Source organism: Caballeronia sp. BR00000012568055 (assembly GCF_029439455.1).
Classification (GTDB): domain Bacteria; phylum Pseudomonadota; class Gammaproteobacteria; order Burkholderiales; family Burkholderiaceae; genus Caballeronia.
Window position 1 is genome coordinate 368 of the sequence record NZ_JAQFVG010000238.1, and the last position, 15,228, is coordinate 15,595.

Annotated in this window: 20 protein-coding genes and 1 pseudogene; 11 read left to right on the forward strand and 10 right to left on the reverse strand. The window is 60.4% G+C overall.

Features of this window, described 5'->3' with window-relative positions:
* The coding region (locus P7F28_RS10950) for an ISNCY family transposase (protein WP_277184507.1) at positions 1–922 on the forward strand (922 nt) is incomplete at its 5' end.
* Positions 923–1,448: 526 nt separating this feature from the next.
* Positions 1,449–1,844, forward strand: a complete 396-nt coding sequence (locus P7F28_RS10955) for a hypothetical protein (protein ID WP_368860333.1) — start codon at positions 1,449–1,451, stop codon at positions 1,842–1,844.
* 3 nt (positions 1,845–1,847) lie between these two features.
* On the opposite strand, the gene P7F28_RS10960 is transcribed toward P7F28_RS10955, so the two are convergent.
* Both P7F28_RS10960 and P7F28_RS10965 read right to left on the reverse strand, forming a co-directional pair.
* Complete coding sequence (locus tag P7F28_RS10960) at positions 1,848–2,375, reverse strand: CBS domain-containing protein (protein ID WP_277184509.1); 528 nt, start codon at positions 2,373–2,375, stop codon at positions 1,848–1,850.
* Between the two features lie 57 nt (positions 2,376–2,432).
* On the reverse strand, positions 2,433–2,744 hold the full coding sequence (locus tag P7F28_RS10965) for a zf-TFIIB domain-containing protein (RefSeq protein WP_277184510.1): 312 nt from the start codon (positions 2,742–2,744) through the stop codon (positions 2,433–2,435).
* A 324-nt stretch (positions 2,745–3,068) separates the two neighbouring features.
* Here P7F28_RS10965 and P7F28_RS10970 point away from each other — a divergent pair, with 324 nt between their 5' ends.
* The 3 genes and pseudogenes from P7F28_RS10970 (at position 3,069) to P7F28_RS10980 (ending at position 4,521) form a co-directional block, all read left to right on the forward strand.
* Positions 3,069–3,764: a carbonic anhydrase gene (locus P7F28_RS10970; protein WP_277184511.1), complete on the forward strand. Its 696-nt coding sequence runs from the start codon at positions 3,069–3,071 to the stop codon at positions 3,762–3,764.
* A gap of 60 nt (positions 3,765–3,824) precedes the next feature.
* Positions 3,825–4,049, forward strand: a pseudogene (locus P7F28_RS10975) (zinc ribbon domain-containing protein); the annotation flags it as partial.
* 211 nt (positions 4,050–4,260) lie between these two features.
* Complete coding sequence (locus P7F28_RS10980) at positions 4,261–4,521, forward strand: DUF1488 domain-containing protein (RefSeq protein ID WP_277184512.1); 261 nt, start codon at positions 4,261–4,263, stop codon at positions 4,519–4,521.
* A 36-nt stretch (positions 4,522–4,557) separates the two neighbouring features.
* Here P7F28_RS10980 and P7F28_RS10985 read toward each other — a convergent pair whose 3' ends face one another.
* Both P7F28_RS10985 and P7F28_RS10990 read right to left on the reverse strand, forming a co-directional pair.
* Complete coding sequence (locus tag P7F28_RS10985; RefSeq protein WP_277184513.1) at positions 4,558–5,031, reverse strand: response regulator; 474 nt, start codon at positions 5,029–5,031, stop codon at positions 4,558–4,560.
* Between the two features lie 84 nt (positions 5,032–5,115).
* Positions 5,116–5,505, reverse strand: a complete 390-nt coding sequence (locus P7F28_RS10990) for a YqjD family protein (RefSeq protein WP_277184514.1) — start codon at positions 5,503–5,505, stop codon at positions 5,116–5,118.
* Positions 5,506–5,805: 300 nt separating this feature from the next.
* Between P7F28_RS10990 and P7F28_RS10995 the strand changes: the two genes are divergently transcribed.
* Positions 5,806–6,747 carry a DMT family transporter gene (locus tag P7F28_RS10995; protein WP_277184515.1) on the forward strand — a complete coding sequence of 314 codons (942 nt, stop codon included), beginning with the start codon at positions 5,806–5,808 and terminating at the stop codon, positions 6,745–6,747.
* Here the strand turns inward: P7F28_RS10995 and P7F28_RS11000 are convergent.
* From P7F28_RS11000 to P7F28_RS11010, 3 genes are all read right to left on the reverse strand, one after another.
* On the reverse strand, positions 6,728–7,261 hold the full coding sequence (locus tag P7F28_RS11000; protein WP_277184516.1) for a cupin domain-containing protein: 534 nt from the start codon (positions 7,259–7,261) through the stop codon (positions 6,728–6,730). The two genes, P7F28_RS10995 and P7F28_RS11000, sit on opposite strands and share 20 nt — an antisense overlap.
* Positions 7,262–7,332: 71 nt before the next feature.
* Positions 7,333–7,533 (reverse strand): hypothetical protein, encoded by a 201-nt coding sequence (locus P7F28_RS11005; RefSeq protein ID WP_368860334.1) that lies wholly within the window; start codon positions 7,531–7,533, stop codon positions 7,333–7,335.
* A 57-nt stretch (positions 7,534–7,590) separates the two neighbouring features.
* The gene (locus P7F28_RS11010) at positions 7,591–7,986 is read right to left on the reverse strand and encodes a hypothetical protein (protein ID WP_277184517.1); all 396 of its coding nucleotides are present in this window, start codon (positions 7,984–7,986) and stop codon (positions 7,591–7,593) included.
* Between the two features lie 258 nt (positions 7,987–8,244).
* Between P7F28_RS11010 and P7F28_RS11015 the strand changes: the two genes are divergently transcribed.
* Positions 8,245–9,162, forward strand: coding sequence for a LysR family transcriptional regulator (locus P7F28_RS11015; protein WP_277184518.1), 918 nt, complete (start codon positions 8,245–8,247; stop codon positions 9,160–9,162).
* 13 nt (positions 9,163–9,175) lie between these two features.
* On the opposite strand, the gene tehA is transcribed toward P7F28_RS11015, so the two are convergent.
* Positions 9,176–10,174 carry a dicarboxylate transporter/tellurite-resistance protein TehA gene (tehA, locus tag P7F28_RS11020; RefSeq protein ID WP_277184519.1) on the reverse strand — a complete coding sequence of 333 codons (999 nt, stop codon included), beginning with the start codon at positions 10,172–10,174 and terminating at the stop codon, positions 9,176–9,178.
* Positions 10,175–10,315: 141 nt separating this feature from the next.
* Between tehA and P7F28_RS11025 the strand changes: the two genes are divergently transcribed.
* Complete coding sequence (locus tag P7F28_RS11025) at positions 10,316–10,738, forward strand: diacylglycerol kinase (protein ID WP_277184520.1); 423 nt, start codon at positions 10,316–10,318, stop codon at positions 10,736–10,738.
* A gap of 10 nt (positions 10,739–10,748) precedes the next feature.
* On the opposite strand, the gene P7F28_RS11030 is transcribed toward P7F28_RS11025, so the two are convergent.
* On the reverse strand, positions 10,749–11,714 hold the full coding sequence (locus P7F28_RS11030; RefSeq protein ID WP_277184521.1) for an alpha/beta fold hydrolase: 966 nt from the start codon (positions 11,712–11,714) through the stop codon (positions 10,749–10,751).
* Between the two features lie 97 nt (positions 11,715–11,811).
* On the opposite strand from P7F28_RS11030, the gene P7F28_RS11035 reads away from it, so the two are divergent.
* A complete protein-coding gene (locus P7F28_RS11035) occupies positions 11,812–12,135 on the forward strand; it encodes a hypothetical protein (RefSeq protein WP_277184522.1) in 324 nt (107 codons plus the stop codon).
* A gap of 6 nt (positions 12,136–12,141) precedes the next feature.
* Here P7F28_RS11035 and P7F28_RS11040 read toward each other — a convergent pair whose 3' ends face one another.
* Positions 12,142–13,620 (reverse strand): NCS1 family nucleobase:cation symporter-1, encoded by a 1,479-nt coding sequence (locus tag P7F28_RS11040; protein ID WP_277184523.1) that lies wholly within the window; start codon positions 13,618–13,620, stop codon positions 12,142–12,144.
* Here P7F28_RS11040 and P7F28_RS11045 point away from each other — a divergent pair.
* Together P7F28_RS11045 and P7F28_RS11050 are read left to right on the forward strand one after the other, a co-directional pair.
* The gene (locus tag P7F28_RS11045) at positions 13,619–14,014 is read left to right on the forward strand and encodes a hypothetical protein (protein ID WP_277184524.1); all 396 of its coding nucleotides are present in this window, start codon (positions 13,619–13,621) and stop codon (positions 14,012–14,014) included. The genes P7F28_RS11040 and P7F28_RS11045 overlap by 2 nt on opposite strands.
* A gap of 117 nt (positions 14,015–14,131) precedes the next feature.
* Positions 14,132–15,043, forward strand: a complete 912-nt coding sequence (locus P7F28_RS11050) for a YihY/virulence factor BrkB family protein (protein WP_370467293.1) — start codon at positions 14,132–14,134, stop codon at positions 15,041–15,043.
* The last annotated feature ends 185 nt before the right edge of the window (positions 15,044–15,228 follow it).

Consider the following 15,228-nt stretch of genomic DNA (forward strand, 5'->3'; position numbering starts at 1 on the left):
CGACGATGCGACCGGGCGGCTGATGACGCTGCACTTCACGGCCACCGAATCGACCTTCAGCTACTTCGAGGCGCTATCGAAGTACCTGCATGCGCATGGCAAGCCGGTGGCGTTCTACAGCGACAAGGCCAGCGTCTTCTACGTCAGGAACCGCTCGCAGACCGCCGGCAAAGGCGTGACGCAGTTCGGGCGGGCCTTGTACGAGCTGAACATCGACGCGTTCTGCGCGAATACGAGTCAGGCCAAGGGGCGTGTCGAGCGCGCCAATCTGACCTTGCAGGACCGGCTGGTCAAGGAGTTGCGCTTGCGCGGGATCAGCACCTGGGAGGCGGCCAACGCCTATGCGCCCTGCTTCATGGCCGACTACAACTCACGCTTTGCCAAGCCGCCGCGCAGCACGTTCGATGCGCATCGGCCGTTGCGCGACGATGAATCTCTGGCGCGCGCGCTGACGTGGCGCGAAGCGCGTCGGGTCACCAAGGCGCTCACGGTGCAGTACGACCGGGTGATGTACTTGCTGGAGGACACCGAGGCGAATCGGGCATTGATTCATCGGGATATCGAGGTGTGGGAGTATCCCGACGGGCGCATGGAGTTGCATGCCGGCGATCGGCTGCTGGTGAGCCGCCAGTACGACCGACTCACGGAGGTCGATCAGGGGGCGGTGGTCGAGTGCAAGCGACTGGCGCATGTCCTGGAGCTCTCGCAGGCGATGCAGGCGCAGCGTGACAACCGTAGCATCGGCACGGCGCCCTCGCGCACGCATCGGGGCGCCGCGGTGCGTGCGGGCAAGCGGGTGGCTGGCACGAAGAAGCAGCGCGAGTTCACGCAACAGGATATGGAGCGAACGATGGTGGCGCTGCACGAACAAAAGCGCGGCGCGCAGCCCATCAACAGCAAGTCAGCAGCGGGCGGATCGTGACGCCGATGCGTCAGCGCCCTGCCCGTTCAGGCTGTCTGCTTCAACACGATGTTGTTGGCTGGGACACAGAGGAATCGGACATTTCTACTGAGTCAGGCAGCAGACATTTGTAAATAGCCGTGACATCATGTGTAGCGGCTATATCCTAATGTCGTGTTCTGGCTATCTACAGATGTCGCATTTGAAACCTGTCCCAACCCGCGGCTGATTGCGTTCCGACATCCAATTTCCAAAACTTCGACGCAGTAAGCAATACTCGTCCATCAAAGTCAAAATAAAAATCTCTCATTAAATGGGACTGCAGCACTTCAGTCTGTGTTCTGCATCCAGACGCGATAAATTAATCGATTTCTCGCTCTTCGTAATTGTCACAAATTATCAATGGCGATTAAAGTAGTCGATAATAAACTAAAGTATTTATGCACGACCACGAAAATGAACGCGAATGTTAAATACTTCAAATTCCAGATTTCCGATGAAACGTGACTGTCTGCTTCAACGATGTTTAATTGCCGATTCAACGGCAATGTACGCCGAGGGCCTTCAGGCTTATCTCCAGCGCGATCTCGGCGTAAAGATAATCGATATCGCATCCTCGAAACTCGAGTTAATCAGCTCCATGTCGGACAACCGGCACGACTTGCTGATCATCGATCCATGGTATTTTCACGGTGAGTCCTGGTTCACCGATCTGAATTGCCTCCGCACCATACGCAATTACGATCGCGCTATGCCCATCATCGTTTTTACGGCTGAAACCGATCCGGCCATTCTTCAGAATATGGCCGGTATCGAACGAATGGGCGTGGTAAGCAAATGGGACGAATTACGACATCTGCTCGATGTCTGTGATCGAGTCGTTTCCGGTGAACATGGTGTCATTTCACCCATCATCGCGCGTATGAGAAACGAAATTCATTAGATTTCAATGTTCCTCAAATAAGCGCGTCGCGAGTGTTTCCGGTAACGGACTGCGGCGCGTCAGCGCGCAGGTCGCCTGGTCCAGTTGCGGTCCGCGCACGTAAGTTTCGAGCTGATCGATTGCAAACCGCTGCTCTTCGATCAACAGCCGCACCAGATCGCCGATCGACACAATCCCAATCAACCGACCGCTTTCGATCACCGGCAGATGCCGGATATGCTGACGCGTCATCAGCGCCATGCAGTCCTCCGTGTTCGCGCACGAGGTCGCTGACATCACCGGCGCGGTCATGATTTCGCAGACGGTCGTCGTGCGCGAAGACTTGTCACGCAGGATCACTTTGCGCGCGTAGTCCCGCTCGGTCACGATGCCGCAAACCATGCCGTCCACCCTGCCGCCAACCGTCACCACGAGCGCGCCGATGCCCGTCTTCGACATCAGCGCGACCGCGTCGTATACGCTGGCTTCGGCGTCGATCGTGTGAATCGCGTTGTCCTGCTTGGTGTTGAGGACCTGCCTGAGCGTTGCCATGTGCCGTTCTCCGAGTGAATGACGTGCGGTGTTTGCTGCGGACCAACGTGAATGACTTCAATCGAAATCGAAAAGATCGTTGAGGAACGACTTTTTTCGACGCTGATGCGCGCGTTTATCGCGTGAATCGCCGTAGCGGTAGCCATCCATCCGATGCGTGAGGCGTCGGTCGCGTTCGTCTTCATCGCGATACGGCTCGTGCGCCGGATCGGCGGCATCGGCAATGGATGCTTGTGCTGCGCGGCGAACGATTTGATCGAGTTCGCCGCGATCCAGCCACACGCCGCGGCACTTCGGGCAGTAATCAATTTCGATGCCCTCGCGCACAGTCATCAGCAGATCCGTGGCCGGGCAAACTGGGCATTTCATCTCTCTTCCTTACTGTTTGCTTTCGATGAAGTCATCGTAAAGGAAGTGATGCAGCCGAAAAACATGAGATTTCAGGCGTTTTGGTTCGGAAAAACCGAAGTTTTATCGTGTGATGAGAACTGCTTAGCCGTAACTCATGAAAAAGCATTCCGTTGCGCGAAGTTGACGCGCGTACGCAGCGTGAGGCTGTCCGCGCTGCTCACGTCGTCCGGTAAGAATGCTGCCGCGCATTGCACGCGACTTGCGTGTCATCTCAAAACCCCTCAAGCTTCCGTCCTGACGCGGTTCGCCGCACACGAAAACGCAACAAGAGGCATCCATCCCATGTCCGACAAATCCCCGATGAACGAAGAACGCGCCGGCTCCGACACGCCCGACCTCCGCTACTTGCTCGACGGCGCCGAGGCGTTCAGCCAGTCCGTGTTCCCCGACAGCGAAGCGCTTTTCAAGAGCCTTGCGCATCAGCAGGCGCCGCACACGCTGTTCATTACCTGCGCCGACTCGCGCGTGTCGCCGGAAATGATTACGCAGACGCGGCCGGGCGAGCTGTTCGTGTGCCGCAACATCGGCAATATCGTGCCGGCTTACGGCGAAATGCTGGGCGGTGTGTCGGCGGTGGTCGAATTCGCGGTGCTCGCGCTGAACGTGCGTCAGATCGTGATCTGCGGCCACTCGGATTGCGGCGCGATGAAGGGACTCGCTTCGGGCGCGACTATCGCCGATGAAATGCCGACCGTGCACGCATGGCTGCGCAATGCGGAAGCCGCGCGCAGCGTCGTGCAGGCGCGCAAGCTCGAAGAAGAAAAAATCGTGCAGGCGATGGTCGAAGAAAACATTCGCCTGCAACTGACGCATCTGCGCACGCATCCGGCCGTGGCAGGCCGGCTTGCGCAGAAACAATTGCAGGTGCAGGGCTGGGTCTACGACATCGGCCACGGACAGGTCTCCGTTTTCGATGAAAACGCCGGCGCGTTCGAATCCATCCCCGAAGCACGCGCGCGCATGCAGCAGCAGAAGTGACGCTGCGCGCTTTGCCCAGGCTGAAACGTTAGTCAATACAAAGAGACGTCAGGAAACACCATGCCTGTCTACGATTACGAATGCGCGGATTGCGGTGCATTCGAAACGGTCCGCCGCATTGCAGAACGCGATGAACCGGCAGCCTGCCCGAAGTGCGGCGAGATTGCCGGACGCGTGACCGTCGGCGCACCTACGTTCGGTAAATCAGGCGGTGCGGTGGGATCGGCGGGACAGGAAGAAGCCGGCAGCTACGGCATGAAACATCGCGGTGGCTGCTCCTGTTGTTGGTTCGGACATCGCGCGTTGCAAGGTTCGGGCACGCCCGTTGCAAACCCTCGACACGCTATCTTTTGCTGAGCGGGCGTATGATGTAGCGGCGGCGCGACGCGTGAATGTATGCGCGGATCGCTGCTGGTTGAATCAGCGCCGCTGGCATTGCGAAGCGTGCAGCAGTCGCACTCAGCATGTTCCGAACGAATAACAGGAGGTGATAAGGATGACGATAGAGTTCAGCGGGCGACGTCATGTCGTGGCAGCGGCGCGTGTCGCGTTCGAGGCCAAGGTTGATGGCCGCGAGGTCTGGTGCAGCGTCTCCCTCGATGCGCTCAACAATCACTTCGGCAATACCGGTACCTCTTCACACGACCTCCTCAACGCGTTCGAAGGAGGACGCGTAAAAATCGAGGATGCGGCGCGCCGCGCACTCGAACGCAATCACGGTCAATCAGTGGAACTCGAAACGCTCGATTTCAAGTAAGGCCGCCGAGGGCGGCGCGCCCGCCCTCTTTGAATCTCAACGCGCGTAATAACGGCGCAGCAAGTCGAACATTCTCCATATCGGGCACGGCGTACGAACGAAGCCGTCATAGCCCGCTGCCAGCATCGCGTCGCGCGGATCGCTCGTTTCGTCCGATGCGAACGCGATCATCATCTGCGCCTCCAGCCACGCCAGTTTTTGCGCCTGCTCGCGTAATGCGCGCACCAGCGCATGATCGTGCGATGCCTGCGTACTGCCGATGCGCGTATCGACAAAAACCACTTGCGGATGCCATTCCGACGCGAATTGCAGCGCGCCCGGCACGTTGCCGACCTGCACGGCTTCATAGCCGCGCATGGCGAGCATCAGCGCGAACGAGTCACCGACGTTCGATTCCGCATGCACGATCAGAACGCGGCGGCGCTCCTGTCCGTAATTTTGTCCGTCGGAGCGGCGTTCGTTCCAGATTTCGCATCTGGCAGCGCGTGTTTCGTAGGCTGGTTGGTCCATATTCGGTTCGGCGCGGCGCTGGGTCGCCGCGTCGTCACCATCGGTTCAGCAAGGACGAGACCCGCCTTTCGTACGCATGTTTTTTTATTCACGCGAGATCAGCAAACCAAACAGAAAGCCGCCGATACCCGCCAGCGCAATCGACTTCCACGGATTGTCGTGCACAAAGTCATCGGTGCCGTCGCTTGCACGGCGATAACGCACGGAAACCGCGTCGCGTGCATCGGACAAGGCGCGACGCGCGCGATGCGCCGCCCTGGCCGCACGCGGGGACGGGCGAAACGTGCTGCCCTGCCCTTCGGCATGCACGGCGGCCGGCTGCGCCAGCACGGCGGGACTGTCGCCGCCTTCGAGCACGCTGCCGTGCACGTGATACGGCGCGATAGCTCGCTCCGACGCGGATTTGCGCGAGAAAGGCGGTGTATCGACGGAAGCTTGCGGTGCCCCGACGTCTTTACCGTTTGCATTGTCCATGTTCTTTCTCCTTGCTCTGCAAAAAACACCGTGTTCGTCTAACTAGAGTCGCATCGAATGCGCCCGACTTCAAGCTGGCCGAACGTCATAATCCAAACGGACGAATATCGTAGTTTTATTCACATAGCCGTGAAAATTGCTCGTTTGCCGAGCCAATGCCGCGCGCCTACGATGGCCAGCGCAAAGCCCACACCACACGCGATCAGGCGGCCGCACAATTCGTTTCACGCCGCGCCGAAACAAGGCGATCCGCCGCGCCACTAACATGGCTTCGCGACTTACTCCCGAGCCAATCCCGCCATGAAGCCCGTCAATCTGATTCAACTCGTTGTGCTCGCCGCGCTGTGGGGCGGCTCGTTTCTGTTTATCCGCGTCGGCGTGACCGATCTTGGCGTTGCACCGTTGATGGCCCTGCGCGTGGGTATCGGCGCGGCGTTCTTGCTGATTGTGCTGGTATTGCGCGGCGCATCGCGTCCAGCTTTTTCGACGATGCGTCAGCGCGCGTGGCCGTTGTTCGTCGTCGGCATGCTGAACTCGGCGATTCCGTTCTGCCTGTTTGCCTATGCGGAGTACACGTTATCGGCGGGCGTGACGTCGGTGATCAACGCGACCACGCCGTTGTGGGGCGCGCTGGTCGCCTTTCTGTGGCTGAAGGACCGGCTGAGCCGTCTGCGCGTCGCCGGTCTGGCGATCGGATTTGCGGGCGTGCTGGCGCTGGTATGGGATCAGATGTTCGTGCACGACGCCACCGCCGCGCCTTTGTCACCGATGGCGACCGCGCTTGCCGCACTCGCGGCGCTGGCGGCAACGCTCTGCTACGGCATCGCGGCGAGCTACACGAAGCGGCATCTGACGGGCGTGGACTCGTTGACGGTCGCGGCCGGCACGATGAGCGCGGCGACCATCGCCCTGATCCCGTTCGCCATTTTCTGGTGGCCGTCGGGCGCGGTGTCTATGCAATCGTGGGGCGCGGCTTTCGGGCTGGGCGTGGCGTGCACCGGCATCGCGTATATGTTGTTCTTCCATTTGATCGCGGTCGCGGGACCAGCGCGCGCGATCACCGTGACCTTCGTCATTCCGATCTTCGGCATTCTGTGGGGCGCGATGTTTCTGGCCGAGCGCGTGTCGATGGGCATGGTGGCGGCCTGCGCGATCGTGCTGATCGGCACCGCGCTGGCGACGGGCTTTATCAAGCGCGTGCCCTTGCTCGGCGCAAAGTCGGCTATTTCCAGAGACGCGTGAGCGCTCCGCCCTCGCCCGCGATGGGATCGCGTTTCGGAAACGGCAAGGCTTCCATATTGCGACGCTCGTCGTCGGTGAGCGCGTCGCGGCGAATATCCCATTGCTGGCCGGGCGGATACGCGCCGACCACCTGAAAGCGCCGTCCGCTTGTCAGCAGGCAGTGGCCCGTTCCGGCAGGCAGCAGGATCGCATCGCCGGCGCGCAGGGCGATGACCCGGCCCTTCGGCCCGCCGATAATCAGCTCCGCATCGCCCGAGGCGACGCCGAGCACTTCATGCGCTGTCGAATGGAAATGGTGATAGTCGAACACGCCGTCGCGCCACTGCGGCGGCCAGCCGTTCTGCGCAAATAAGGCTTCAAAGTGACCGGCGATATCGCGTTCGCGCGGATCGAGCGCGCCGTGCCAGATCAGCACCGGCAGCCGCGTGTTGTTGGGCACCCAGCCGTTTGCATCGAGCAAAAAGGACTCGCAGTGCGTGTCAGCCGACTGCAAGGAAAGCGTCTCATCAATCATGTCGCGTTTCTCCAGGAATGCGAGAAAGCGCAGCAACGCGCGTTCCAACGGACGCGCGTTGCCAAGGTAGTTCAGCGGCCGTGCCAATGTCCGTACCCGCCGTATCCACCACCAAAGCCGACACCGACCGAGACTGCCGGTGCCGCGTAGTAACCCGGCGCGTAGGCATAACCGTAGGCCGGTGCTGGCGCCGGTGCATAGCCGTAAGGCGGCGCATAGATGCAACCGCTCAAGCCCGCTGCAAGGGCGAGCGCGGCGGTCAAGCCTCCCACCCGTTTGATTGTCGATGCTGTTTTCATGGTCATATGCCCTCCCCGAGGGTTGCTGATTTACCAGTGGCGATAGCCATAGCCGCCACCGTGATACGCATACCAGTCACGCCGATTCCAATAGCGATATCCATCCCAGTAACGGTCACCGTGCCAGCCGACCACGACGACCGGCGCAGCGGCGACATAAGCGGGAGGCGGAGGCGGCGGCGCGTAGATCGGCGCGGGCGCGGCATAAACGGGTTCCGGCTGCTCGTACACGACTTGCGGCGGCGGAGGCGGCGGCGCATAAACCGGCGCGGCATACACCGGCGCAACCGGCGCGGCATAAACCGGCGCGCTATACACCGGCACACCCAGATTGATGCCGAAGCCCACCCCGCCCGCATTGGCGACGCCGCAAGCCAGCCCCGCGCCGAGCGCCACGCCGATACCGATCAAACCCTTGACGTTCATGTCGTCCTCTTCTAGTTCGAATCGCTTCGAAACTCTTTCGCTGTCCACAGCCGGAATACGGCCATGAATCCATCTTATCCACGCGCCACGCGCCGCGCGTTACAGCGCCTGTAACAGATGTGAATGCCGAATCTCAGCCTGTAACCGCGTGTGTCCGGCACTTTCGACCGGTTCTCCGCCGCCATCCTGAAAACCGCGCGGTTGCGCGTGCGCGCGCCGTCGTGGGATAGTTCGGCTTCTCAAAAAGGATGCCGGGCGATGGACCTCTTGCGGAGCATGCGGATTTTCGTGCGGGTGGCGGAGGCGTCGAGCTTCACCGTCGCGGCGCAGCATCTGGACATCACGACCGCGCAGGCTTCGCGCGCCATTACCGAACTGGAAACGCATCTGCGCACGCGCTTGCTCAATCGCACGACGCGCCGCGTCGCGCTGACGGATGCGGGCAATCGCTACCTTGCACGCTGCAAGGAAGTCACCGCGCTGGTCGATCTGTCCGAAGCCGAAGCGGGCGATGCGCAAGTGCTGCCGAACGGCGTGCTGCGCATGCACGCGCCGATCACCTTCGGCCAGCATTACGTCGTGCCGGCGCTGACGCAGTATCTGGAGGCGCATCCGCAGGTTCGTGTGGAACTGACTTTGTCCCAGCAAGTGCCCGATATGCTCGATGAAGGCTACGACGTCTTTCTGCAAGTCACGACCAAGTCGCTGCCCGATTCCGCCCTCGTCTCCACGCGCATTTGTTCGATGACCAGCGTGCTGTGCGCATCGCCCAAATATCTGAAGGCGGCGGGCGTGCCGAAAAACATTGAAGAATTGACGCAGCACGCTTGTTTGCAGTTGGTTACGACCTTCTTCCCGGTCGATCGCTGGGTGTTCGACGGACCGCCCGGACGTGTGGAGATCGAGTTGCCGCCGGGCCGCCTGCGCGTGAATTCCGCCGATGCACTCGCCGTCGCCGTCGCCGATGGTCTGGGCATCGCGCCGCTGCCTGCGCTGTCCGCGCTGCCCTCGCTGGAAAGCGGCGAGTTGGTGCGCGTGCTGCCGGAGTGGGAACTCCAGACCATGACCATTTATGCGATGTACGCATCGCGCCAATATCTCGACGCCAAGATCAAAACGTGGATCGCGTTCCTGCGCGATTCGGTCGAAGCCAAGCTCGCCGGCAAGATGGCTTAAGTGCTTCCCGGCATTACGCCTGCTTGACCTGTGCGGGTTGGAAAGGCAGCAACTTGCCGTTCAGCATCGCGCGGATCGTACCGGCGATCAGGATGCCGATCACCACGTTTCCGGCCAAGAACAAACCAAGCGCCAGCAATTCCATGGCACCGGTCGCGCCGCGTTCGACCATGCGGATCGCCATCGTCGGGAGTGCGGCCACGCCGAAGCTGAAGGCCCAGTACGAAGGCGCGAACGCTTGCTGACGAATCCACGGCACAAGGCGCGACAGCATCAGGGCCTGATACAACCCATAGCCCAGCAGCATGTAGGCGAAGACATCGGGCACGCCGTGCGTGATGGCGAGATACGACACCCCGCCGACCACCGGCGGCGCAAGCTGGATGCCAAGACTCGGACGCAGCGCTTCCGGCAGCGGGTCATGCACGGCCGCACGATGCAGGATCATCGATTCGATCGCCAGCCACGAAAACACGCCCGCGCCGAAGAAAATCGCGCCGAGTTGCGTCCAGCCGAGACCGGCCGCCGCCGTGGCGGCAACGAAGCTCGGTGCGACCGTCGGCAGATACATGGCGGGCGTCGTCAATTCGGGCTTGCGGCCGCCTTGCCAGACGCGTCCGTGCAGATACGCACCGAGCGCGAGTTGGCTCAGCGCGCCGATCGCGAACAGCGCGATGGCGAGACCGTGCGAATAGGCTTGCACGGCCTGCGCGGCGAGCAGCGTCGAAACCGGCGCGAGCGCTGCAAACGACGACTGCACCGGATGGCGCATTTCCGCGATGGCATCGTCGCGATGCGTCAGCCACTTGTGCGCGTATGCGGCCATCAGCGCGATCCACAACGCGAGCGCGCCTGCGGTCAGCATCACCGGAACAGCATGCGGCAAGGTCCAGATTTTCGCGGCCGCGCGCCATGCGCCAGCGAGCGCGAGTATGCCGACGGCAATGCCGAAAAACGCTACGGGCAGTGGTGCGCGCTCAGCGGCGTGATTACTTTCATTGCGGGTATCCATTTCCCTTCTCCTTTGCGTTCGAGTCGAACTGCGATGGAGGAAGATTAGTGGCGTCGCGCGTGTTTGCGAATGTGCCGGCGTCTCGTAAGACCGCTCGATCGTCTCAAGTGCGCGCGCAGGAATTTATGCCACACTCAACGAATGAACCGAACTCATTCATCGGCTGAAACGCAGTCGAAACTCAAGCGACAAGGCGTGTTGCGCGGTTGGTTTGCGCTGCGTCATTCGCGCGATGGCATCGCTGCGACGTGGCGCGAAGAAAGTGCCTTCAGGCAAGAGGTATGCGTCGCCGCGATCCTGCTGCCGGTGGCGATGTTGATGCCCTTGAGCGCGGTCGAACGCGTGTTGCTGGCGGCGTCCGTGCTGCTGGTCTTGCTGGTCGAACTGATCAATTCGGCGCTCGAAGCGGTGGTCGATCGCATCTCGCTCGAACGGCACGAATTGTCAGGACGCGCGAAGGATTGCGGCAGCGCCGCAGTCACCGTCGCGATACTGATTTGCGCATTGACGTGGGCGACGATTGCAGGGCCCTTGATGTGGCATTGGCTTGTGTCGCATGCGTGAGCGGGCTACGTCATCGTCGTACGAACGCATCAATATGCCGAGCCAGTTCGATCGGATATTGGTACATCAGCGCATGCCCTGCGTCATCGACAGTTATCAGTCGCGCGCGTGGAATGAGCTTCTCCAGATAGCGGCCGTTGGCATCGTTGAGGACGTCGTCGTTCGCGCCTGAAATGACCAGCGCGCGAACCGGAGAACGGCGCAGCGCATCGGCGGCGGAGGAATCGGCGAACCAGCGCGACATGGCCTGATTTTGCTGAGCGGCCACCGCGTCAGGAACGCTCGCTTTCGGATAACCGCGCGGCTTGAACATATCGCCAACGAAGCATTGCGTGGCATCGGCGACGGCATTGGCGGGAAAGAGCACGGCCATAATCTTGCCGAACGCGCCCGCCCCGCTCTCCGATAACACCGCCTGCACCTGCGGCGTCAGCGGCACGGCCTGCGGGCCGGGCGGCGCAGTCGTAATCAGCGTCAGAGATTCGACCTTGGCGGGCGCATCGAGCGCGAGTTGCTGCGCGATCATGCCGCCCATCGACCAGCCGACGACATCCACGCGTGACAGCTTCAATGCCGCGATGAGATCGGCTGCGTCGGCGGCCATATCGCGAATGCCGTAGTCCGGGCCGTATCGGCCAGGCTGCGCTTTCGAATCACCGATTCCGCGATTCTCGAACACGATCACGTCATGATGGCGCGCCAGTTCACCCAGAAAATACGCGTTCCACTCGCTCATCGTCGCGCGATAGCCGGTGATAAGCAAAAGCGGCGCGCCGTGCCCGAAGCGCACATAAGCGATCGGCCCATTCCTGCCCTGTGCGATCTTCTGCTGCGCAGCGGGCGATGCATCGGCGCGCGTGGCAGTGAGACCGCAAAGCTGGCTCGGACCGAAGGACAGGTCTTCGGCAAATGCGGTTGGTGTCAGGCATGCGAAAAACCAGACTGCGGCGATGCGGATCAGCGTCGTCGGTTGCATCCGGAACTCCAGGCGGATTCGTGTGAAATCAAAACTGGAAAAGCGAGCGAAACAGCGGAGATAATAGGCGAAGGCTTACCTACGGAGAAATCAGAAGATGAACATGCGCTTCGTGAATCTGTCATGCGTCGTTGCCGCGATATGCGTTTCGGCCTGCACCGGCCCCGTCGAATTCTCGGCAAGCGCCAATCCTCCCACTGGAAATGGCGACTCGACATCGGCTGATTTCAGCGGCATGGATCGCGCGATGGACGCCTGCAAAGCCACTGCAAAACAAGCCGGCCCCGGACAGTGTCTGCAAGTCCGCACCTACGAAGCGTGCATGAAAACGAAGGGCTATATCACCGTGCTCGGGCCGGAAAATCCGCAGAATTGCGGCCAGCCCGCATGGGAAGACGACGTGCGCAAGTGGCTCAAATAAGCGCATTCACTGGCGATTCGCCACGCGCATAAACATCACGTAGAGCAACGCGCCCGCTGCCGCACCGATCAGCCAGCCGAGATTGTTCGGCGGCAGCAGCTTGAGCATTTGCGTCGATAATTCCCAGCCGACTGAAATCACGCCCGATAAAAGCAGCGCCGCAAGTCCGACCTTGTTCCAGCCGCCGTCGTAGTAAAAGCGGCCGCCTGGCTGCATCGTATAAAGCTCGGCGGCGTTCACTTGTTGATGCTTGACGAGGTAGTAGTCGGCCATCATGACGCCATACATCGGCGCGAGCACGGCGCCAAAAACGCTGACGAAAATAGTGATCGCCTTCGGGCTATCGACGAAGATCCACGGGCATACGATGACCGCGAGAATCGACGCGATCAGGCCGCCCTTTTTGAAGTCCACATGCTTCGGAAAAAGATTGGCGATGTCATACGCAGGCGACACGAAGTTCGCGACGATATTGATGCCCATCGTCGCGATGATGAACGTGATACTGCCGATCGCCACCCACACTTTGTTCTCGATGCGCGAGACGATTTCCACCGGGTCCATGATCATCGTGCCGAAGACTTTTTCGCTGCCTGCGGTAACGATCACGGTGATGATCGCGAAGGCCACGAAATTGAACGGCAGACCAAGAAAGTTGCCGATCTTCATCTGCCGCTCGCTCTTGGCGAAGCGCGAAAAGTCCCCGAAATTAAGCAGTAAAGCAGCGAAATAGCTCACTACTAGCAAGATGGCGTTGATCATCGCGTGAAGCTGATCGTCGCCGGAAAGCACCTTGCCGCCGAGCGTGAGATTGAGACTGCCCAGCCCCGCGCGATACAAGATCCAGCCCATCAGCACGAACATCACCACGTACACGGCCGGTCCGCAAAAATCGATGAACTTGCGGATAATCTCCATGCCGCGCTGAAAGATGATGAGTTGCAGCAGCCACATGAAAAGAAAGCTGACCCAGCCGAGCATGTCGAGATGCACGAAGCTCGATGCACGCCAACTCGCCACCGAAGGTACAAACAGCAACAGCAACGTGGCGACTGCCTTCGACGCAAAATAAGTTTGGACCCCGTACCAAACGATCCCGACCACGCCGCGAATCAGCGCGGCGAGATTCGCGCCCATCACGCCCATCGACACGCGCGCCATCACCGGAAACGGAATGCCGTGCCTAAGACTCGGTTTGCCGACCCAGTTCATCAGCACATACACGATCAGAATGCCGATGGTCAGCGCAAGCAGCACCTGCCAGCCCGATATACCCAGCAAAAACAGGCTCGCCGCAAACGTGTAGCCACCGACGCTGTGCACATCCGACATCCACATCGCGAAGATGCTGTAGCCGTTCCATGTGCGCCGCGCGCGCGGCACGGGCGCGAGATCGTGGTTGTAGAGACGTTCGTCGGCATTGACGATCTGCACGTCGGCCGTCGGGTCGAGCGAGGAAGAATCTGCGGCGTGAGAAGCGGGCATGGTGCTCTCCAGGGCCGGTTGTATTCCGATTGAATCGTTTGCGTCGCCGGTTATCGGCAAATGCTCGGCCGATGCAAGAAAGAGTAATGCATGTGGCCGCGAAGTTGAACGAAAACAGGGACTGTTTCCCCTTATATTCGGCGTTTTGCGATGTCTAAAGTCCGCGCACGACCATGCCGTTATGGGGTTCATCATGAGAAAAAAACGCTTGCCCCTTCCCGAAATGAACGACGCATTTATCGCTGCCGCCGAAGCGCTGGCACTGTTCTGCCGCCTTCGCAACATCGACGCGGCAGAGTTACCGGCTCAGGATATCGACGCCGTGCTGGACCTGGCTTTCGAGGAAGCGGCGCAGCAGGCCGCCGCGCGTGAGGAGGCGCGCCGCTTGGATTGACCGCGTTGGTGTAAAACTTGCTCGATGTAAGGCGGCTTGCTGTTTCAGCCGATGCCGCCGACCCGATATGACGCAGTGCAGTCGGCGTTCCCTGCCCGTTTGCATTGCGGAGCGTTCATGTCGAAGATTCTCGGCCCGGTGCTGGGTCCGCAGATCGAAAGCGTCGCGCACGATCCCTTCGGCTTCGTGATGCGCGTAATCAAGGCTTTTCGCGCCAATCAAGGCATGTTGCTCGCGGGCGCGGTCGCGTACTACGCGCTGTTGTCGATTGTGCCGCTGCTGATTCTTATCGTGATCGTGCTGTCGAAATTTATCGGGCAGCAGGAATTGCTCGATACGCTCGCGCGTCTGCTCGAATGGCTGGTGCCCGGACAGGCCCGCGCCATCGTGCGCGAACTGGCGAATTTTTTGGCGCATCGCGCGGTGATCGGCTGGCTGCTCGCCATTACGATGATCTTCTTCAGTTCGCTCGCCTTCACCGTGCTCGAAAACGCGATGTCGGTGATTTTCGTGCATCGCGTGGCGATCCGGCGTCGGCATTTTTTGCTGTCCGCGCTGCTGCCCTATTGCTACATCCTTTTTCTCGGCGTTGGCATGCTGATTGTCACATTCGTTTCGAACGGCTTGCAGGCGATGGGCTCGAACAGCATCGATCTGCTCGGCGTCGAAGTGTCCTTGCGTGGCGTGTCGCGCCTGCTGTTGTATCTGCTCGGCGTGGCGGGCGAAATCTTCGTGCTCACGTCCATATATCTCGTGATGCCGGTCGGACGGCCCTCTTTGCGGCTCGCGCTGCTCGGCAGTATCACCGCGGCCGTGCTGTGGGAAATCACGCGACATGTGCTCGTTTGGTATTTCGCCACGCTCTCGCAAGTCAGTGTGGTGTACGGCTCGCTGACGACTTCGATCGTCGTGCTGTTCAGTCTCGAAGCGCTGGCCGCCTTGCTGCTGTTTGGCGCACAGGTGATCTCCGAATTCGAGCGTTTCGGTACGGCGGCCAGCGGACCGGTTCAGCCCTTTACGACCGATTGACCCCGCTTCAATCCGCTGCAATTGCGCCACGAAAATTCTTCCGTGCGCTACCCCACATAACGGCGCATTCAGCGTCTGACAAAAACCACTGGAAGCCTTGCTCCAAAGGTCAGGCCCGGGACCTGCTACGGTAGTATCGGTTTTATGCATGCAATGCGCATCGAATGCAAAACTCACCGCGCGTT